Source organism: Terrimonas pollutisoli (assembly GCF_029360765.1).
GTDB classification, from domain to species: Bacteria; Bacteroidota; Bacteroidia; order Chitinophagales; family Chitinophagaceae; genus Terrimonas_B; species Terrimonas_B pollutisoli.
The window spans coordinates 434,157-455,812 of record NZ_JARKNA010000001.1; the positions used below are offsets into that span (position 1 = coordinate 434,157).

Below are 21,656 nucleotides of genomic sequence, written 5' to 3' on the forward strand. Positions count from 1 at the left end.
TTTTTGCAAGTGTTTTTACACGTATGTTCAGAATTGTTGAAGAAAGCTTTAAAGATCACTCGATTTAAACGTATCCCCCTGACCAGGGTCACCCGTTTCATAGCCTTTTTTAAACCAGTACATGCGTTGTGCAGAGGTTCCGTGGGTAAATGCATCGGGAACAACATAGCCTTGCGATCTTTTTTGCAGGCGGTCATCACCAATTGCATTAGCTGCATTCAATGCTTCTTCAATATCGCCACTTTCGAGGATGTTTTTCTTTTGTGTATAATGGGCCCAGACGCCGGCTAAAAAATCGGCCTGCAACTCCAGCATCACCGAATAACGATTGTATTCGGCCTCACTCACCTGGCGGCGAAGCTGGCTTACCTTGCCTGCCGTGCCATTTAAATTTTGGATATGATGGCCTACTTCATGTGCCACGACATAGGCCATTGCAAAATCACCCGGCGCATTAAGTTTGGTTTGTAAATCCTCGTAAAATGAAAGGTCGATATATACTTTTTGATCGGTCGGACAATAAAAGGGGCCCATTGCAGCGCTTGCCATCCCGCAGGCGGACTCGATGCCATCCCTGAATAAAACAAGCGTAGGTTCAGGATAATCAGATCCCTGCTCTGCATACAATTTATTCCAGACGTCTTCGGTTTCGGCAAGAACAACTTTTACAAATTCTGCCCGCTCGTCATCGGCGGCTTTTTCTTCAGCCGTCATTTCAGTAGTAGTTGCGCTTCCCGGAAAATTTGGCGGTGGAGGCGCTGTATCACTGCTGCCACCTAAAAAGGTATACAATAAATAAACGATGACGCCGATAATACCGCCGCCTGCGGCAATACCGCCACCGGAAATCCCCCGTCGGTCGTCAACGTTTGAACTTCCTTTTCTTCCTTTCCAGCGCATAATGAATGTTTTATTTTATTATAAAAGATGGATGGAGCCAGGTAAACGAACGATTATAAAGTGTATTCGCCAAATTCATGCGGGTATTTTTTTCGGTAAATTTTTGCTAACTCCTCTTCTTCTCTTACCGACTTTCTTTTATGATCGTTCCACCACCTCATTAACATGTAAATAGTGATGCCTGCTACGACACCTGTCAAACCGTATTCAATTACCTTATTTTTCATGCCTCAAGTTTATTAAATAACACAATTGGTATGCCATGATAGTCCGGGAATCTTGTCAATTGAGGTTGTTGAGCTTAAGCAATTCTGGTTTATCTTCGGACGCACCAAAAGGATCTTTATGTATCTCTGTCTTTTAGCAATAATAATTGAAGTTAAGCTGAAATAAACATAAAAATTAACACATGAACATTGAATATGTTTAGGCCAGCCGTCGTCGTGGACCAATATATAAAAGGGTGAGACAATAAAGATTGGATCTTTTGATAAAACCAGTAAATATTTTTTTTGATGAATAAGGATGCAGTACTGTCGCAAATTCTTTCCGGTAAAATTGTAGCGATCATCAGGGGAGCATTGCCGGAAGATGTGGTTAAAATTGCAAATGCGCTTTATGAAGGCGGTGTTAAATGTCTTGAGGTCACCTTGAATTCTCCGAATGCCCTGTATGCTATTGAAAGTATTGCTAAAAAAATGGAAGGCCGCTTATTAGTGGGAGCCGGCACTGTTTTAACGGCAGTAGAAGCTCACGCAGCAATTAATGCCGGTGCAAAGTTTATTATCTCTCCCATTTTAAGTGCAGAAGTGATTGAAGCAACGAGGCAGGCCGGTGCTGTAAGCATTCCCGGTGCATATACACCTACTGAAATATTCAATGCGTTTACAAGTGGTGGTGATATCATTAAGGTTTTCCCAGGTTCCGCAGGGCCAGGATTTATAAAGGAAGTATTGGCTCCATTACCACATATTCCGTTGATGCCGACCGGCGGTATCAGCATTGACAATATTGAAACATTCAAAAAAGCGGGAGCTGTTGCATTTGGCATCGGCAAATCACTGGTAGATACCAGTCAAAAAGTTAATGATAAATATTTGCAGGAGATAGTCTCCAATGCGAAAAGATTTATGCAGGCGTTGAATCATGAACCCGTTAACGAATAGAACTACCATATGACTTTTTTTAGCTGCGATTGGGGCACTTCAGCATTCAGGTTAAGATTGATCGAATCGTCATCCGAGGATATCAGGACATTGGCTGAGATAAAAACAGGCCAGGGAATCGCCGCAACCTATAAGCTATGGAAAGAGGCTAGTATTAACGATGCAGAAAGAGTGGCGTTTTATCAGTCTTATCTTTTTGATCAAATACAGCAAATAGCAAAACAGGTAGATAAGGATATTAAAAACATTCCGATAGTGCTGTCGGGCATGGCTTCCTCCAGTATTGGCATGCTGGAACTTCCGTATAAACAATTGCCGGTTCATTTGGATGGATCGGATCTTTTGGTGAAAATAATTCCTTCGGTTGTGCCGGGTTTTTCTTCGAATTTGGTAATGATTTCGGGTGTAAGTTCTGAATTGGATGTAATGCGGGGCGAGGAAACAATCCTGGTAGGTTGTGATATTAAAAAAGCAAATAGGCAAGAACTGTTTATTTTCCCGGGTACACATTCCAAACATGTCAGGATAAACAACGGACAAGCACATTCGGTAAGCACTTATATGACTGGTGAGCTGTTCAGTTTGCTGGCACAGCATAGTGTTCTTTCGGGTTCAGTGCAACAAAATAGTTTTGATGAAAAATATGCTGAATTGTTTGCTGCGGGTGTAAAAAAAGGGAAAGAGGCAAACTTGTTAAACGGTATTTTCCAGGTGCGGGTGAACCAGTTGTTTGATAAGACATCGAAAGAAGAAAATTATTATTATCTAAGCGGCCTGTTAATAGGCTATGAGTTAAAAGACCTGGCTGACAAACCTGTTCCTGTTACCATTGTTGGAAACGGTGAGTTGCAAAAATTATATAGGGAGGCTCTTCATGTTCTTGGCTTGGATGATCGGGCACAATACAAAGACGCAGATGAAGCTTTGATCCGTGGGCAGTTGAAAATAGTAAAGCAATATGGATACTAACTTTTACCAATCATAATAACAAATCAATTTTAAACCCAGCACATGAAATTTTTTAAGAAGATTTCTCTTTTTTTGAAAACGGGTTGTTTGTTTACGGGGTTATGATGAGGTGGTGAATTGAAAGCCCTGCATATGAAGTACGTTTACTGGCACCTCTTTTTCGCCTTCTATAAAACACATTTTGCTGTCAATAATTAGGCGAAAAAGTAGTGCCTTTCGTTGCCCCGCATAACACGAAGCAGGTTCTGCGAATTATAGGCTATGAACACAAAAACGACTTACAAATTATCGGAGACTTTGTGTGTTGGCCGGAAAAACGGGCGGAGCCATTCGTTTGTCCTTGATCTTTTTGTTACTCCTATGTTTGTTTTGGGATTGTCATTTAATATATCTTTTGGTCATTATTTAAAATTAAGTGAAAGGGGTGAGAGTCTATTTTGTTACAAGCAATGCTTTGGGTATATGCTGGGAAAAAGAAAGGAATGAATGAAAATAAAAAACGGTGCGTTTATGTTAGGAAAATAGTTACATGAATTGAGAAAATAGCAATTCTCGAACAACACTTTTTTTTCATCACTCAAAATAAGAGTTTGCCGTTGACGGGAATGAGGAAATTATCGCAGATATTTGTACTACATTTAAACAGAAGTAATCCTTTTAATGTATGCGCAACACCCACCCCGATGAATTAGGAATTGGCCGGATCACACAAAAAACTATGGCAGACATTGTGGAGGTGAGATTGCGGGAATACCTGAAGAAAAAATCATTTAAGCCCGGCGATCCTCTTCCCAATGAAATGCAGTTGGCGGAGTCATTGGGTGTAAGCAGGAACGTAGTCCGGGAAGCACTGAGCCGTTTACGGATGTTAGGCATGGTGGAGACAAAGAAGAAAAGGGGGATGGTCTTATCCCGCCCCGATATTTTGGGATCATTTGAAAGGGTGCTCGATCCACTAATCATAGATGACAATACGCTACAGGATATTTTTGAAATAAGACTTACACTCGAACTGGGGTTGGCAGATCTCCTGTACCTGCGCAAAACAAAAAAAGATGTGGAAGAACTGGAACAGATTGCAAAACATCAAAAAGTGGATAGCGGCAAACAGGTCTTCCGGATTAAAAATGAAATTGCTTTCCATAGTAAAATATACCAGATGACCGGTAATGAAACATTGATGCGGTTTCAGAATATGTTATTGCCTGTTTTCGGTTATCTTGTTTCATTGGAGAAAGTTCCCATTGTCGGCAAGGTCACCCATATGGACCTGGTGAATATTTTAAAGACCGGTACCAAGGAAGAATTTCGGCAGGGAATGCTGCAGCACCTGCAACACCATTTTGATAAATTGAGAAAATAACTTTAGCAATAAGTTAGCGGCAATTTGAGTTGCTTCAGTTTTAAATAGATTCTATTTAAATAATGTACTTTTTGGAATAAATGAATTTGACTGAGAAAAGAAATTTTTAATAGCAACTGTACTTTTTTTAATGATCCACTCTTCTTGTAAAAGGAAAGATCCAATGATTGAGATGTTTTCTGCTTTTATAAGTAATAGCACCAAGGTAAATATTGCATATGGAAATAGGCTAGATACAAGTCAAATTATTATCGATACGACAATTTCCAAAATGTCTGAAGTTGAAAAGATCAAAAACTTTATTGTGCAGAGTGGTGAAAGAGACACATGCTATCATTTATCGGGAACAATCACTTTTCTAAATAGTTCTGAAGACGGATTTGTAATTGATTTTAGTCTGAATCCCCAATGCCCGGCTTATTGTTTTTATACTGAAGATAAACCGATGGGCTTAAAAATGTCATATCAAAGCGGAATGTATTTATCGGAACTTCAAAACATTTTGCTGAATAATCGGTCTAAATAAAACAGGAGCCGGCAGCTTGGCAATATGACAAGGGAGCGAATAAATTTGTCATGAACATTAACCTTTAAATGTTGCTTTAGCAGCACAATTAGTCTCTTCTCCCAAACCCAATAAAACATTTTTTAGAAAAAAATTTGGCAGAAAAAAACATTTATGCCTACATTTGATATGTCCTACAAAAGGACAAAACAACAAAATCTAACGAAATGGCCTGCCTGCTTGCTAAACGGAATCACCGGCCGCCCGGTATCTTCCTAAAACTTATTGCAGCAATTGTCTTGCTTCTTTGCATCGGCAGTTGCGCCAAGAAAACCCAGCCTCTTGCCTCCACTGAAAAAGAAGAAGCTATTGAAGCAAGAGCCGTTACTCCTTACCATACCAGCTCTGTTATTTTCAACGGAGGTAACGAAAGCATTTATCATTCTTTCCGTATTCCTTCGATCATCAAAACCAACAATGGAACACTGATCGCCTTTGCCGAAGGCAGAAGATGGAATCCCGGTGACTGGGGTGATATAAACCTTGTCTATAAACGTTCCACCAACAATGGTTCTACCTGGTCGGCATTGGGTGAAGTAGTTGGTTCCGGGAATGGCACCTGGGGTAACCCTACTGCTGTGTATGACTGGAACAAGGGACCCAATGGAAGAGTTTGGCTTTTCATGTCTTGGAATAGCGGTGACCACACTTCCATGAGTACGATTGATACCTGGGGTGAAAGAAAAGTGTACGCCTCCTATAGTGATGATCATGGTGTAACATGGTCAATCCCGCAGGATCTTACTAATACTTTGCTTCCTCCCAACTATACCTGGGATGCTATGGGGCCGGGCATTGGCATTCAAACAAAATATGATCATCCCGGAAGGCTGATCATTCCTGCGAAAGGCAGAAATATTTACAGTGATGATAACGGAACCACCTGGCACTACCAGCTTATTCCCTCGGGTACTGATGAGGGCACTATCGTGGAAAGAATGGATGGCAGTTTATTACGCAACGACCGGCCACAAACTGGCGAATGGAATCTTGCCAAACGAAGAAGAAAATCAACCGGCTCCATTGAAAATGGCTTTACTGCATGGACACCCGATAATGCTTTGCCGGATCCGAAATGTGAAGGTTCCATCATCCGCTACAATACTGATGACCCAGCAAGGATCATTTTTCTCAATCCCAATCATGAATCAAAGCGTTGCAACATGACGGTGCGGGTCAGTTATGACGATGGTAATAGCTGGCCTGTCAGCCGGCCAATCTTTGATTGGAACACCTGCGATTATGCAGCCATTACTATTGCTAAAGGCGGATACTCCAGCATGATCAAGACAGCTGATTATGCCGTGGCTGCTTTGATTGAGATAAACGAAGATGTGCACAACAGCGACTCCAGTCATAAATCTATTGAGTTTCACAAATTCAATCTTCCCTGGATATTGAATGGCGCCACAGAACCTTAATCAACTATTTGTTTACTGTTTTAAAACGATTATTTGCTTATGAAAAAAATGATCTTCTGGCGGAAACTGCGAATGCCCCTCGTTTCTGCAATCGTATTTCTTTTACCACTTTTTGCGGTAGCACAAACCTATACGGTCAATGGAAAAGTTACCGACAGCACCGGTGCTGGCATTGAAAAAGTAAGTGTAAAAGTAAAAGGAACTTCAACCGGTACTGCTACTTCAGCCGATGGCAGTTTCGCTATCGCATTGCCTTCCCCAAAAGCTACACTTGTATTTTCAAGTGTAGGCTTTATTCCGCGGGAAGTAAAAGCGGGTTCACAAACAACAATCAATGTATTGTTGGAGCGGGCCGATGAGACGCTTACCGATGTAGTAGTAGTTGGTTATTCCCAACAATCACGGGCAAAGACCACGGCAGCGATCGCAAAACTTGATCCGCAGGAATTGCAAAACACGTCGAACCCAAACCCCGTACAGGCGATGCAGGGTAAGATTGCCGGCGTATCCATTCCTATTAATTCCGGCCAACCTGGAGCGGGTGCTACTAACATGATCATACGTGGTGGTACTAAAGTGGATGTATATGGTTCAGGCCAGACAAACAGCAGAGGCGATGGATTAGGAGTCGCTACCAACAGCAACCCGCTAGTTGTTGTCGATGGCGTTTTCAGATCACTCAATGATGTCGACCCTGATAATATTGCATCTATCCAGGTGATGAAGGATGCTGCGTCAACAGCTATCTACGGCGCAAGAGGTGCCAATGGCGTTATTGTAGTTAAAACAAAGACCGGGCGGTTCAATACCAAAATGAAGCTTTCGCTCAAACATCGCACTACATGGGAAACACAAGCAAGAGATTATGATTATCTCTCTGCTGAAGAATATTTAAAATTGGCAAGGACCACCGTAAAAAACAGTTATGATTTTAACGCCACTTTGAGAAATACGCTGTTGAATAGCGCTGGTTATTCTGCGGGTACCAAAGCTTTTACAGGGCCAGGCCAATATGGCAATCATATTTACACCACAGCATTATATGATAATATCGTAGCTGTGGAAGGACAAGCTTATGTAGATAACCTGTTGACGAAAGGCTACAAAACGATGGATGATCCCATCAATCCCGGCACCAAATTATTATACTACGATAACCAGTACCAGGACCTGATCTGGAATACCGGCGTTACGCAAAATGAAAACATTTCCTTAGAAGGCGGTAGCGACCGTGCTTATTATTATGTTTCCGGGGGATATACCGACCAGGCCGGTACATTCGCCGGCACCGGTTATAAAAGATATGATGTGCTTGGCAACTTTGGCTTTAAGGCTACGGATAAATTGCGTATTGAGGCAATGGTCAACTATCAAAATCTCCAGCCACTTTATGTAGAAAAATTCCAGGATGAATTGATAAGAGGTGTTCGCATTACGCCGCTGCATCGCATTTATAAAGATGATGGCAGGCCTCAATCGGGAGAAAGTTATACCGTGCGCAACCGGTTACATACTCTTTACTACGATGATGTGCGTTCTGCAACCGAACGGCTTGTTACGAGGCTTGAACTGGATTATACGATTATCAAAGGGCTTCACTTCAGACCTTCTTTCTCTTATGTGATCAACGACTTCAAATATCTTTTCCGGAGAAAGGGCACACCGTCAACTGATTGGGCACAACCGCCTACGATACGTCAAAAATATGAATCGGTCAATCAATCACGTCAGCTGATGGTGGACCAGGTATTGCAATACGATTTCAATATCCGGAACGATCATCATTTTACCACGTTGGCAGGATTTAACTATATCAGGAGCCAGGGCAACACAATTGATATTGGGTCGCAACGAGGTACCAATGACTATATATTCACTATTGATGAACCATCCGTTGGAGTTGTTAATGGAGTTACTACAACCAACGTTACTGATTTTGGAACCAATCTTTCCGAATCAAAATCTGCCAGCCTCTTCGGCCAGTTGTTGTACGATTACAAGACAAAATATTTATTCGGGGCTTCATTACGTTATGACGGGTTCTCCAACTTTGCACCCGAAAATAAATTTGCCTACTTTCCTTCTGTTTCCGCAGGCTGGAATATTCATAAAGAAAATTTCTTCAACGTGAGATCGCTGAGCTTGTTGAAACTGAGAGCAAGCTGGGGCGTTGTTGGTACGAGTGATTTGAGCATTACAGATACATATGGTGGTTACCGCTCTGTACAATATGCATTCGGCTCGGGCATACTAAGGTCCAATCTTTCCAACCCCAATCTGAAATGGGAAAAAACAGAAATAACGGACATAGCCATAGATGCAGGTTTTTTAAATAACCGTATTACTTTAACCGTTGATTTCTATAACAAATTAACAAAGGACAGGCTTGACCTGAAGCCTCTTCCTTTGGAAGCTCCGTTTACAAGCATACGCTTCAACAATGGTACTTTACAAAATAGGGGAGTAGAAGTGGAATTAGGCGCAGAGGTTTTAAAAATAAAATCATTTAACTGGAAAGCTAATTTTTCTTTCGCTTACAACAGTCAGAAGATTTTGAAATTGCCAACTAACACAAGATTGAAAAACCGCCAGGGTGGTGGAGTTATTTATGATCCAAATTCCAAATCAGATATTGAAGTAGGAGGATTAGCCGAAGGAGAACGTCCTTTTGGTGTTTGGGTTTACCAGGTAGAAGGCATTTTTTCCACAGAAGCTGAAGCCGCTGCGTGGAATGCTACGAAAGTTGACAGGCTAGCAACCTCCAATGGTCTTACAGTAAAAAAGCACGCCGGTGATTACATTTTTTCAGATCTGAACAACGATAATATCATTGATGCGAAGGACGTGGTATTTGTTGGTTACAGAACACCCAATTTTACAGGTGGTATGCAAAATACATTTTCTTACAAAGGAATTTCTTTACGCTTTACTATGGATTATGCATTAGGTCATATTATTGAAAATGGTGCATTAGCAAGATCTCTCGGATCAGGAAGGGCGTATAATGAAGGCGCTACGTCCGTGGCATTGGGAAATGATATCTGGCAAAAAGAAGGTGATGTAAATAAGCGTTATGCCCGCTTTTCCCTCGGCGACGCGGATATTGGCCAGCGTAACTTTCTCCGGTCTGCCCCCGCTGGTATAGGTGTTGGCCAGGGTTATGGTTCTGATGTATCCACTATGGTTGAAAAAGGCGATTTTCTTGCTTTCAGGGAAGTTTCCATCAGCTATAATCTGCCTGCTAACATCACCAGAAAATTCTGGTCAACCGGTGTGAATGTATTTGCAAGCGTATTTAATATTGGTTATATAACAAAGTACAAAGGTTTGAACCCTGAAGTATATACTGGTTATGATCCGGGTGGTTATCCCCGCCCAAGGCAGTTTTCAATGGGAGCTACTTTGAAATTCTAAATCATCCTCAATAATAAATTAAGTAAGATGAAGAAAATAATTATAACTACTGTAGTGGCTGCATTATTAATTTCTGCGTTACCAGGTTGTAAAAAACTATTGGAGGTAAAACCGGAGTCAAGCATTACAGAAGAGATCTATTTTAAAAGCGAAGGCGACTTTGAACCCAATGTTACCGGCATTTATACATATATGCGTGAGCTTGTAAACAACGATTTATATGGCGAACAGCGAAGCGAAGAGCTGGTAAATGGCCCTAATGCAAGGCTTAGTTCAGCTGTGTGGGGACAACTGCTTAGCCCTACCAATGGCGCATTGGCTTATAATGGATGGTATACCGCCATCGGACATTGTAATCTCCTGCTGGAAAAAATAAAAGGTTTCGAGTTTGCGACTAACCCCGATACGAAAAAAAGGATTGTTGCAGAAACACATGCGTTGCGTGCCTGGTTCTATTTTCACCTTACAAGAATCATTGGTAAAACTCCATTAATGTTAGAAGCTGTTACCAATGAAAACGTTCCTTTGCTGCCGCGGGCTACAGAAGCAGAAGTAATGACACAAATACAAGCTGACCTCGACGCTGCTTTGCAACAGTTGGAATCGATGAGTAATTTTTCAAAAACAACATTTCCTTCAACAAAATACCGTTTCAGCTATGCTGCCATACAGGCATTGAAAGCTGATACAAAGTTGTGGAGTGCAAAAGTATTGGGAGGTGGTACTGCCGATTTGAATGCAGCCATTGCGGCACTCACCGAAGTCGAAGCCAGCGGTGTAGCACTGAATACTGATTTCAAAAGTGTTGTGGGATTAAGAGCGGCTGCAAATCCCGAGATCATACTCTCCGCTTTTTTTCTCAGGGATGAAGGTGTTGGGAATTATTCAATTCAAACTATTGCTATTTCCAGCCATATTACATCGGTATTGAATAAGGATAGTATTCCCAGCGCCGTTTCGCCAAGTTATGCACAGGGTGGTTATTTAATGAGCCCTGAATCAAAAGCATTATTCAATCCGGGTGATAAACGTATTCCGTTTACATTCGTTACTGAACGGCTTGCCAGCGGAACCGGAACAAGAACATGGATAGTAAAATACCCGGGCACAAAATATGCAGACGACAGGTTTCCTGATAATGATATCATCATTTATCGTCTTGCTGACATTTACCTGATGAAAGCAGAAGCATACGCTGCATTGGATAACGCGACTCTTGCTATCGAAAACTTAAACAAAGTAAGAAACCGTGCCAGCACGGGCGACTATAGCGGGGCAACTGATAAAGCTTCTGTTGAAAGGGAAATATTGAATGAGAGAGGAAGAGAATTGTTTTTTGAAAATAAACGCTGGTATGATCTCGTTCGTTTTCATAAAGGGGGAACAATTGATGTGTATAACTATGTTCCCAACCTCATTGGTAAAACAACTCCATTATTCTGGCCGTTGAATACAACTGTACTGGCCAATAATAGTTTACTTGTACAAACGCAGGGTTACTAATAATAGTAGAATAAAATAAGTAAAATAAAAAGAGATGCAAAAAATTGAAGGACTAATAGCGGCGGCATTTACACCTTTTCGGGAAGATGGTTCATTAAATTTGGATTTGATCCCTTCTCTCGTTGACAAACTCGTTAACGATGGATTGAAGGGAATATTTGTTTGCGGCAGTAATGGTGAAGGACCCAATATGACCACAGAAGAAAGAATGAAAGTAGCGGAAGCATTTGTGAAGGCAGCCCGGGGTCGTTTATTGATAATTGTACATGTGGGACACAGCAGTATCGCAGAATCAAAAATTTTGTCGACGCATGCAGCAGCGATCGGAGCTGATGCTTTTTCCTCTGTCGCTGCGTTTTATTTCAAGCCTGTATCCGTTCAGAACCTTGTAGACTGCATGACGGATATTGCCATCGCTGCACCGGCTCTTCCTTTTTATTATTATCATATACCTCATCTCACGGGAGTGGGCATGGATATGATCGAATTTCTTCAATTGGCCGGAGACCGCATTCCCAATCTGGCAGGAATAAAATATACTTCGTCTACCATACAGGAATACCAGGCTTGTCTGACTTTTGACAATGGAAGGTTTGACATTTTGTATGGATTGGATGAATTGTTGGTGCCGGCGCTTTCCGTAGGTGCAAAAGGAGCTATTGGCAGTACGTACACATTTGCGGCGCCACTCTATTTAAAAATTGTTGATGCTTTTAAAAAAGGCGACCTCTTAGCAGCCCGTGAGCAACATGCTTATATGGTTGAAGTGATACGGGTATTATTGAAATATCCACCTATTCCCGGTCAAAAAGCAATCATGAAAATGCTGGGTTGGGATCTCGGCCCCTGCCGACTTCCGCTTACGACTCTCAGTGCAGAAAACTTTGATAAATTTTATAAAGAGTTGGATGATCTTGGTTTCTTTGAAAAAGTTTCTCCTGTTTCATTAGAAGCAGTTAAACGTTGAAGAGAAAGAATTATCATCGGGAAAAAGTTTTTCACCAGTGAAAAGAATTGTTTTCATAATAATGATTGTAATGACAGGATTAAACTGTGTAAACAGCAAAGCGGTTGGGGGAGAAGATAAGATAAAGAAAATTGACTGGTCGGTAGCTGCTGTTCTGCCATCAGTCAATGGAAAAGAACAACCTGGTTTGGCGGGACCGGTAGCCGGGATTATTAATAACTATTTACTTGTAGGTGGTGGCGCCAACTTTCCTGATGGACTTCCATGGTATGGAAATAAAAAACAGTACCAGGATGAAATATATCTTTTCGAAAAAAAGGAGGGTGAAATTGTAAATGCATCTATAAGCAAACAAAAGTTACCAAACCCCGTTGCCTATTGTGCCAACGTGACCACGCCAAAAGGGCTTGTCTATATCGGTGGAGAAAATGAACAGGGATTGTCTGATAAGGTTGTTTTGGTTGAATACAATGCAATAGCTAATGAACTTGTATTTTCTGATCTGCCTGCTTTGCCTTTATCGCTTACCAATCTTTCTACTACTTTTTATAATCATAACATTTATGTAGCCGGCGGTAATTCCAAAGAGGGGCCTTCCGATAAATTTTTTTGTCTCAACCTGGCAACACCCGGTGCAAAATGGGAATCGTTGCCTGATATCCCTGTAAAAATTTCTTTTGCAGTAATGATAGTTCAATCCAATGGGGATCATGATTGCATCTACCTGGTAGGCGGGCGGAGAAAAAACGGTAATGGCATCAGCGATATTTTTAGTACGGTGTACCAGTTTGATATAAAAAACACTCGTTGGTCACAAAAAAAATCTCTGCCATTTGCTGCTTCTGCCGGAACAGGCATTGCTTATGGGTCGGATAAAATATTGATATTGGGCGGCGATAAAGGCGAAACCTTTAGCAAAGAAGAGAAACTAAATGCAGCGATAAAATCAGAAACGGATGAACAGAAGATAAAACAACTTACCAAAGAAAGAATTGCGTTGTTAGAAGCACATCCCGGTTTTGCAGGCGATGTGTTATTGTACAATACGATCAGCGACGAATGGGAAAAACTAAATGCTTTGCCTCCGGGTAATCCTGTTACCACAACAGCAATAAAATGGGGAGATGATATTATTATTCCAAGTGGCGAAATAAAAGCCGGAATACGAACACCTGGAATATTAGTTGGGAAAACCCCTGTCCCCTAAAGGGGAACTTAGGTCGAAATTTCTTTTTATGTTTTTGGTTTTTTTTGCCGAAGCATTAAAGTGATTAAAAAGATGCCAAACTATAATAATGACTGGTACTAAAATAGAAAATGATTCAAAGCCCCCCTTTAGGGGCGGGGGGGCTTCTTACCCATGGATTGTAGTAGGACTGCTATGGGTGGTAGCATTGCTTAATTATATGGACAGGCAAATGCTCAGCACCATGAGACCTTCCATGATGATAGATATTGCTGAACTACAAACGGCTACCAACTTTGGAAGGCTGATGGCAATTTTTTTATGGATCTACGGATTCATGAGTCCATTGGCTGGAATGATCGGCGACAGGGTAAACCGGAAATGGCTGATCGTTGGAAGTTTGTTTGTTTGGAGTGCCGTTACACTGGCTATGGGTTATGCGCAAAATTTTGAGCAGTTGTACTGGCTTCGTGCATTGATGGGAGTAAGTGAAGCGTTATATATCCCGGCAGGCTTATCATTGATCGCCGATTTTCATTCTTCCAAAACCCGATCACTGGCTATAGGCATTCACATGACGGGCTTGTACATGGGCCAGGCATTGGGCGGATTTGGCGCCACCATTGCTGCCAGCTTTTCGTGGCAGTCAGCCTTTCATTCATTTGGTATCATCGGTATTATTTATTCAGTAGTCTTAATGCTTTTCCTAAGGGAAAAAAAATCTTCTATAGAAGTAACTGATAAAATAACTATTGAAAAACCTGGGTTTTTCAAAGGGCTGAGTTTGCTGTTTAGTAATATCGCCTTTTGGATCATCGTATTTTATTTTGCCGTGCCAAGTTTGCCCGGGTGGGGAATTAAAAACTGGTTGCCTACTTTATTTGCCGACAATTTAAATATTGATATGAGCAAAGCGGGACCTTTATCAACCATCACGATTGCTGCTTCTTCATTCTTAGGCGTGCTATTCGGTGGAATCTTATCCGACAGATGGGTTCAGAAAAATATAAAAGGAAGAATTTATACCAGTGCTATCGGTCTTGGTCTGACTATACCCGCTTTATTGCTGATTGGTTATGGTCATTCGTTGTTTCATGTCATCGGTTCAGCGTTTTGTTTTGGTTTTGGCTTTGGTATGTTCGATGCCAACAATATGCCTATCCTTTGTCAATTTGTTTCTTCCAAATACAGGGCTACAGCCTATGGCCTGATGAATATGGTAGGCGTATTCGCCGGCGCATTTGTTACGGATTGGCTGGGCAAATCAACGGATGCGGGTAACCTGGGAAAGAGTTTTGCGATGCTTGCGGCTATTGTTTTGGCTGCATTGATCATTCAATTATCATTTCTCCGGCCAAGGGTAAATGATTTTGATACCGTAAACAAATAATTTAAATAGTTAGAAAACTGAAGCAATACATGATAGTCTCCCGAAACAATTTGTGGTTATTATTGGCAGTGTTGGTGTGTACGATAACAACCGGAAATAATTTATTGGCGCAGCAACTCAATCATATTTACAAAGGAGGAGAAGAGGGATACAACTGTTTCCGGATTCCATCCCTGGTTACTACCAGCAAGGGCACAGTACTGGCTTTTGCTGAAGCAAGAAAAATCAATTGCGGTGATGCAGGAGATATTGATATGGTGGTAAAGCGTTCGGAAGATGGCGGCAAAACCTGGAGCCCGTTGCAGGTGATCTGGAATGATTCAGCCAATACCTGCGGCAATCCTGCACCTGTTGTTGATCAGCAAACAGGAAATATCATTTTATTAAGCACCTGGAATTTGGGTGCTGATCATGAAAAAGACATTATCAATGGTTCAAGCAAGGATACGAGAAGAGTGTTTGTTCTGAGATCAACGGATGATGGTAAAACATGGTCGCAAGCAGCAGAAATAACAAAAAATGTAAAGAAGAATAACTGGACCTGGTATGCAACGGGTCCCGGACGTGGAATACAATTGAGCAAAGGAAGGCATAAAGGTCGCCTGGTTATTCCTTCTAATCATATCGTAGCAAAAACAAAAAAGAATTATTCGCATGTGATTTATTCCGATGATGGGGGGAATACCTGGAAATTAGGCGGTGTGACCAAACGGGAAGGCGTGAATGAGTCTACTATTGCCGAACTTTCTGATGGGCGCCTTCTGTTAAATATGCGAAATGCAGGCAAATCGAGATACCGGCAAGTTGCGATCAGTAAAAATGCCGGAAAAAAATGGTCAGCCATATATCCCGATACAGTATTGATTGAACCCGTTTGTGAAGCCAACCTGATTCAATACAAATTCCCGGGAAAAAAGAACCTTCTTGTTTTTTCAAATCCTGCGAGTACAACTTCCCGTGTTAAAATGACAGTAAGGATAAGCGAGGATGACGGAAAGACCTGGCCATTAAAAAAGCTGATCTACGAAGGGCCTTCCGCTTATTCCTGTTTAACGGTTCTGCCCAATGGCAACCTGGGCTTATTTTACGAGGCAGGAATTCAACGGCCTTATGAAGGAATTGCTTTTGAAGAAATAGCTATAGACGATTTCAAATGAACAAAGTTCCACAAACAAATAAGCATCCACTTACTGCTAAGGAACTTAAAGGAAATTGGGGAACGTTATTATTGCCCGTCAACAACGATGATAGCATTGATTATGTTCGCCTGGCTGATGAGATTGACTATTTCATTGATGCAAAGTTGGATGGCATTTATTCAAATGGTACGGCAGGTGAGTTTCATAATCAAACCGAAGATGAGTTTGATAAAATATAGGAGTTGATGGCACAGAAATGCGATAAGCAAAAATGCGTGGGGTGGGAGCTCATGGCCAATGATTTGAACGAGCATTAGTAGTAGAAAAGCGGATTCTGTCTTTTTTCGAAGAATGCATCTTGCCATTTAAGAATGCAGGGTATACAAATCCGGCATTAGATAAATTTTTAGGCGCAGTGGGAGGCTGGTCAGCTATCGGCACCCGTTTGCTGATGGCCGTATAAATCTATTCCTGAAAATGAGTTAGAAGCTGTCAGCCTCCGGGCGAAGAAATGGTTGCCTGTTTTTTTTCCAAACTATTATTCACATTCAGTAAAAATTCAATTATAGTTTCTCGTTAAGCAGTAGTCAGACAAGCCGCTCCGGTTGAAATTTGTGAGCGGCTTTTTTTCAAAAAAAACTTAACCTTTATCGTATAAATTACCGGCATATGAAACAGCTTTCTTATTTGTTTTTTTCCTTCGTTCTTTTTCACTCAGCGTCGCAAGCACAAGATTGGCAAATTGTAAAAGGTAAGATCATATCACCGTGGGCTGAGAAATTGAACCCCGATAATGCACTGCCTGATTATCCAAGACCACAAATGGTAAGAAAAGACTGGACAAACCTGAATGGGCTTTGGCAATATGCAATTCTGCCAAAGGATCAACAGTCGATTCCTGCTAACACCCAGGGATCGATACTGGTACCATTCGCAGTAGAATCGGCTTTGTCTGGTGTTGGAAAAACGGTTGGTAAGGACAGCATACTTTGGTATAAGAAAACAGTGAATGTTCCTGCTGCAAAAAATAAAAATGTATTGCTTCACTTTGGTGCCGTGGATTGGCAATGCACTGTATTTGTAAATGGAAAAGAAGTGGGCAGTCACCAGGGAGGTTATGATCCATTTTCCTTCGACATTACGAACGCACTAAAAAAAGGAACGAAACAGGATATCGCTATCAGGGTATGGGACCCTTCAGACGACGGACCTCAACCCAGAGGGAAACAAATCAAAAATCCTCATGGTATTTGGTACACACCTGTAACAGGTATCTGGCAAACAGTTTGGCTGGAATCCGTTCCAAAAACCTATATCGCTGAAACAAAACAAACACCCGATCTTGATAAAAAGCAAGTCCTTGTTAATGCCAGGATTGAAAACCTCCAGCCCGGTGACCAGGTTATAGTCACTGCATGGGATGGTGAAACAAAAGTGGCAGAACAAAGCGTTAGTGGTAATAGTGAAAGTTCATTGACTATTGCGAATCCAAAACTATGGTCCACTGAAAATCCTTTTTTATACGATTTGAAATATATCGTTCAGCGCAAAGGAAAAACGATCGATGAAGTGAAAAGTTATTTTGCCATGCGCAAAATATCTATGAAGCCGGATAGCAAAGGCATTCAAAGAATGTTGCTGAATGAAAAGTTTGTGTTTCAATATGGCCCGCTTGACCAGGGCTGGTGGCCCGATGGTTTGTACACCGCTCCTACAGATGAAGCATTGAAATTTGATATTGAAAAAACAAAGGAAATGGGCTTCAACATGATTCGCAAACATGTGAAAGTAGAACCGGCCCGCTGGTATTATTACTGTGATGTATTGGGAATGTTAGTTTGGCAGGATATGCCGAGCGGCGACCTGGGCAATCGCTGGGAATCACGTCCGGGTATTTATGGTCGTGCGACTGATAAAGACAGAACACAGGAATCGGAATCTATATTCCGTACAGAGTGGAAAGAGATCATGCAGGACTTACACAATTTTCCAAGTATCATTGTTTGGGTGCCGTTCAATGAAGCATGGGGCCAGTTTAAAACAAGAGAAATTGTAGAATGGACAATGCAAAAAGATCCGTCAAGACTGGTGAATACTGCAAGCGGCGGAAACTTTGAAGATGTAGGTCATATTATTGACTTGCACAATTATCCTGAACCTTTGATGCCGCAGCCGGATTTGTTTGGTCAAAAACGGGTATTGGTATTGGGTGAATTTGGTGGACTGGGATTACCGGTTGAAAATCATACCTGGCAGGAAAAAAATAATTGGGGCTATCAAAGTTTTAAAAATAATACAGAGCTGTTCAACAGGTATTCAGAGTTTATCGATAGTATACCCAATCTTATTTCCAAAGGATTGTCGGCGGCAGTGTACACTCAAACAACAGATGTAGAAGTGGAAACCAATGGCCTGATGACATACGACCGGAAACAAATCAAAATGCCGGTCGAAAAACTAAAGGAGTTACACCAAAAATTATACAATCCATCACTGGTGACGATCCGATAAACAGGATCGCCAGAATGATTCGTTGTTCGTTGAATTTATAAAGCAATTCAAGCTTTATTTTATTCACCCTGTTTTTCAACCTGTGGCCATCCGTTCACCCATTTCAATTTTTCCATTCTCAATTTTGAACGGCCCTTGTCTTTTGCATCATAACCGTGAAAGATCAAATAATCAGTGCCGTCAAAGCTGGCCACCGCATTATGACCAACACCATTCCAGTTGGCATCGCCTTCTAATACGATAGAGCCGCCACCTAAATTCATTGCCACGCCTTCCTGGTCGACATAGGGACCTTGTAATTTTGCCGAACGGCCCACAACTATTTTATAGGTGCTTTTCTCACCGCGGCAACAATAGTCAAACGATGCAAAAAGATAATAGTAGTTATTCTTTTTAAAAATAAAGGGAGCTTCGATAGCTGCATCGCCGCCTGCTGTATCAGGTGTAATAAAATTTCGTGGACGACTGGCAATCGTGTACCACTGTTCCGGTTGAGCAACAGATTTCAAATCGTCATTCAACTTAACCAGTTTAATGCCATCCCAAAATGAACCAAAGGTCAGCCAGCTAATGCCTTTTTCATCCCGGATCAAATTGGGGTCGATTGCATTCCACATATCCCTGCCTGGTACCGATTGTATCACCTTACCATGATCCGTCCATTTATAATCAGCACTGCCGGGATGTAATGTTTTATTGGTAGCCACGCCGATGCAGGAAGTGTTTTTTCCAAATGCAGAAACAGAATAATACAAATAATAAAGCCCGTTGTGAAAAGAAATATCCGGCGCCCAGATATGGTTACGAAATCCTGGGATCGTTCTGACGGCCCAGGGCAATGTATCAAATACAGGTTTTTCCCGTTTCCAGTTTATTCGATCTTTTGAGGACCACATGCTGATGCCCCTGCCGGTACAAAACAAATAATACACACTATCCTGTTTTATCATTACAGGATCATGTACGGGAATATTTGATACCTGTGCAAATACTGGCTTCTGTAATACCAGGAACATAAAGAACAACAGGCGGGTTATTCTTTTCATTATTATAAATTAAACTCGTAGAGATTAATGCTGTATGGTGAAACCATCAGTGTGCCATTGTATTGTTTAGAAGCAGATGATTCTTTTATTTCAACCACCGGAGATTTTCCCAGTTCATTGTATGAGTTAACCAACGGGCCGGTAATAACAAAACTTCTGATCATTTTATACTTTACTCCGTTTTTAAATTTTATTTCTGCTTTTTGCATTGCAGCTGTCGGGTTAACAATAGAAATGGTGATTGTTTTTTTATCCGCTTTCATAGCGGCCGATATATCCAGGGGATATGTATCACTGCCGGATGAAACTTCAGGCCTGTCGACACCAATAGTGCCTTTGATGGCAGGTTGCTTGCTGTCGCCTTCTACTGATACAGGGATAGTACCAAAATAAGTGCTGAACATTCTTATAACTAAACCGCTTGGTTGTATGGCAACTCTCGTGGCATCATATAAAAGACAGGAAGGAGCATCCGTCGAAGTAAATGTGCTCATCTTAATGATATCCGTATTCCTGAAAATTTCGTGATACGCTTCAGCCGTAGCCAATGCATCTTTCATCCCCCAACCGCCGTCTTTCATCCGCCATTCATCTACTGCCAATGTTATTCCTTTTTCTTTAATGACTGGATAACGCTGTTGGTATTTTCTAAATGCTTCCACCGAACCTTTTAAGCGGTTGGGTAATCTTCTTACTTTATCAACAATAGGATCGTCTTTTGCTGATACAAATTTTTGAAGTTGCGCATCATATGCTGAATCACCAAGGGGATATAAATGTTCTGCGAGATAATTGAAGTTTTCCGCACAATTTGCTAAGAGGTTGCCTGACCAGTCGTATTTACCACCGATAGTAAAAGGCAAAGTATCATGTGCATAATCGCCTGAATAAATTGAAGTGCAACCCATCTCGTATGGAGTTGCCCCGGATGCAACCAGTATGATTGACGAATCCGCTTTCTTCATTGCTTTGGCAAACATATTATGTTTGATCGCATAATGAAATGCGGACATATTACCCAGTTGCCACTTGCCATACATTTCATTGCCAATGCCCCACCACTTAACTGCAAAAGGTTCAGCATGCCCATTAGCTGCTCTTAATTTACCCATGGGCGTTTCTACAGATCCATTTACATATTCAACCCATTGTGCTGCAGAATAAGCGTCACCCATACCGGCGTTTACGCCAATATTTGGTTCTACACCCAATAGTTTGCAAAGGTCAAGATACTCATGTGTACCTACATCGTTTGATTCCATTGCATTCCAGGCATAATCATATATGGGTGGTCTTTTATCCCTGTCACCGACACCATTTCTCCAATCGTAACCGGATGATGCGTTGCCACCCCAGCGGAGATTACCCAGGTTCATATATCTAAACTGTTCCAGTATATCCGCTCTGAAGCCATTCACATTGCTGGCAGGCATAAGTGAGGTAGCGCCAATCCATAAAGCACCGTTACCAGAAGCCGTTATTTCGAATGCAGCATCGGTTGTTGTAACCGGCGATTTAAATGTAAACAGGAACGTTTTATACGAAGATGAAAGTGAATCAGCAATTGTTTGTATGGTATATTTTTCATTTGCCCACCGGAGGTTGGTTTGTACAGTTGGTTTTTGATCCGCTGCCAATACTACCCGTACATTATACGCACTGTCCTTCTGAAAACTCAGGCCTTTTTGGGTAATCCCTCTTTGCACCAGGGGTGACAAAATAATTTTTGGCGAATGTTCCCCAGTAAAAACATTTTTATTATCTGACTGTACATACTCATCTTCTCCTACAGGTTTCCATCTTCCCAAATAATGGCGGGTATTAAGAGGCTTTAGTTCATCCGAAGATGTCACCGGATAAAAGAACTTACGGTCACCGAGCATCTCGGCCCACAATCCGCCTTCAAAATAATTAAAGAGCAATTCAATAAATTGGCCGTAAATAAGTTTTGAAATAGTGTCTGATGTTTTATGAGGATCAACAATTACCTGTATTGATGGCACTTTCTTACCTGACTGCGAAAATAAATTTGTGCTTATGTTTAGCAAAAGGGAAGAAGTCAATAACAGTTTAAAGGCAAATCGTTTCATTTATTGATATTAATGGGCCGTTAATG

General features: G+C 41.4%; 17 protein-coding genes. 13 read left to right on the plus strand and 4 right to left on the minus strand.

Going from position 1 to position 21,656, the window contains the following annotated elements; genetic code table 11:
- Positions 1-48: 48 nt before the first annotated feature.
- Both ypfJ and P2W73_RS01695 read right to left on the minus strand, forming a co-directional pair.
- Entirely contained in the window at positions 49-900 is an 852-nt protein-coding gene (gene ypfJ, locus P2W73_RS01690; RefSeq protein WP_276500242.1) for a KPN_02809 family neutral zinc metallopeptidase, read from the minus strand.
- A 53-nt stretch (positions 901-953) separates the two neighbouring features.
- Positions 954-1,127: a hypothetical protein gene (locus P2W73_RS01695; RefSeq protein ID WP_276500243.1), complete on the minus strand. Its 174-nt coding sequence runs from the start codon at positions 1,125-1,127 to the stop codon at positions 954-956.
- A 288-nt stretch (positions 1,128-1,415) separates the two neighbouring features.
- Here P2W73_RS01695 and P2W73_RS01700 point away from each other — a divergent pair, with 288 nt between their 5' ends.
- From P2W73_RS01700 to P2W73_RS01760, 13 genes are all read left to right on the plus strand, one after another.
- Complete coding sequence (locus P2W73_RS01700) at positions 1,416-2,066, plus strand: bifunctional 4-hydroxy-2-oxoglutarate aldolase/2-dehydro-3-deoxy-phosphogluconate aldolase (RefSeq protein WP_276500244.1); 651 nt, start codon at positions 1,416-1,418, stop codon at positions 2,064-2,066.
- A 9-nt stretch (positions 2,067-2,075) separates the two neighbouring features.
- A complete protein-coding gene (locus P2W73_RS01705) occupies positions 2,076-3,035 on the plus strand; it encodes a 2-dehydro-3-deoxygalactonokinase (protein ID WP_276500245.1) in 960 nt (319 codons plus the stop codon).
- 664 nt (positions 3,036-3,699) lie between these two features.
- Positions 3,700-4,398 (plus strand): FadR/GntR family transcriptional regulator, encoded by a 699-nt coding sequence (locus P2W73_RS01710; RefSeq protein WP_276500246.1) that lies wholly within the window; start codon positions 3,700-3,702, stop codon positions 4,396-4,398.
- Positions 4,399-4,561: 163 nt separating this feature from the next.
- The gene (locus P2W73_RS01715; protein WP_276500247.1) at positions 4,562-4,924 is read left to right on the plus strand and encodes a hypothetical protein; all 363 of its coding nucleotides are present in this window, start codon (positions 4,562-4,564) and stop codon (positions 4,922-4,924) included.
- A gap of 206 nt (positions 4,925-5,130) precedes the next feature.
- Complete coding sequence (locus tag P2W73_RS01720; RefSeq protein WP_276500248.1) at positions 5,131-6,384, plus strand: sialidase family protein; 1,254 nt, start codon at positions 5,131-5,133, stop codon at positions 6,382-6,384.
- A 39-nt stretch (positions 6,385-6,423) separates the two neighbouring features.
- Positions 6,424-9,798 carry a SusC/RagA family TonB-linked outer membrane protein gene (locus P2W73_RS01725; protein WP_276500249.1) on the plus strand — a complete coding sequence of 1,125 codons (3,375 nt, stop codon included), beginning with the start codon at positions 6,424-6,426 and terminating at the stop codon, positions 9,796-9,798.
- A 27-nt stretch (positions 9,799-9,825) separates the two neighbouring features.
- Positions 9,826-11,301 (plus strand): RagB/SusD family nutrient uptake outer membrane protein, encoded by a 1,476-nt coding sequence (locus P2W73_RS01730; RefSeq protein ID WP_276500250.1) that lies wholly within the window; start codon positions 9,826-9,828, stop codon positions 11,299-11,301.
- Between the two features lie 34 nt (positions 11,302-11,335).
- Positions 11,336-12,268 carry a dihydrodipicolinate synthase family protein gene (locus P2W73_RS01735; RefSeq protein WP_276500251.1) on the plus strand — a complete coding sequence of 311 codons (933 nt, stop codon included), beginning with the start codon at positions 11,336-11,338 and terminating at the stop codon, positions 12,266-12,268.
- 70 nt (positions 12,269-12,338) lie between these two features.
- A complete protein-coding gene (locus tag P2W73_RS01740; RefSeq protein WP_276500252.1) occupies positions 12,339-13,475 on the plus strand; it encodes a Kelch repeat-containing protein in 1,137 nt (378 codons plus the stop codon).
- A gap of 88 nt (positions 13,476-13,563) precedes the next feature.
- Positions 13,564-14,844 carry an MFS transporter gene (locus tag P2W73_RS01745; protein ID WP_276500253.1) on the plus strand — a complete coding sequence of 427 codons (1,281 nt, stop codon included), beginning with the start codon at positions 13,564-13,566 and terminating at the stop codon, positions 14,842-14,844.
- 29 nt (positions 14,845-14,873) lie between these two features.
- Positions 14,874-16,001, plus strand: a complete 1,128-nt coding sequence (locus P2W73_RS01750; protein WP_276500254.1) for a sialidase family protein — start codon at positions 14,874-14,876, stop codon at positions 15,999-16,001.
- On the plus strand, positions 15,998-16,222 hold the full coding sequence (locus P2W73_RS01755) for a dihydrodipicolinate synthase family protein (RefSeq protein ID WP_276500255.1): 225 nt from the start codon (positions 15,998-16,000) through the stop codon (positions 16,220-16,222). Before P2W73_RS01750 ends, P2W73_RS01755 begins: the two co-directional genes overlap by 4 nt.
- 430 nt (positions 16,223-16,652) lie before the next feature.
- Entirely contained in the window at positions 16,653-18,494 is a 1,842-nt protein-coding gene (locus P2W73_RS01760; RefSeq protein ID WP_276500256.1) for a glycoside hydrolase family 2 protein, read from the plus strand.
- Positions 18,495-18,553: 59 nt separating this feature from the next.
- On the opposite strand, the gene P2W73_RS01765 is transcribed toward P2W73_RS01760, so the two are convergent.
- A complete protein-coding gene (locus tag P2W73_RS01765) occupies positions 18,554-19,540 on the minus strand; it encodes an arabinan endo-1,5-alpha-L-arabinosidase (RefSeq protein WP_276500257.1) in 987 nt (328 codons plus the stop codon).
- A gap of 2 nt (positions 19,541-19,542) precedes the next feature.
- A complete protein-coding gene (locus P2W73_RS01770; RefSeq protein ID WP_276500258.1) occupies positions 19,543-21,630 on the minus strand; it encodes an alpha-L-arabinofuranosidase family protein in 2,088 nt (695 codons plus the stop codon).
- Positions 21,631-21,656 lie beyond the last annotated feature (26 nt).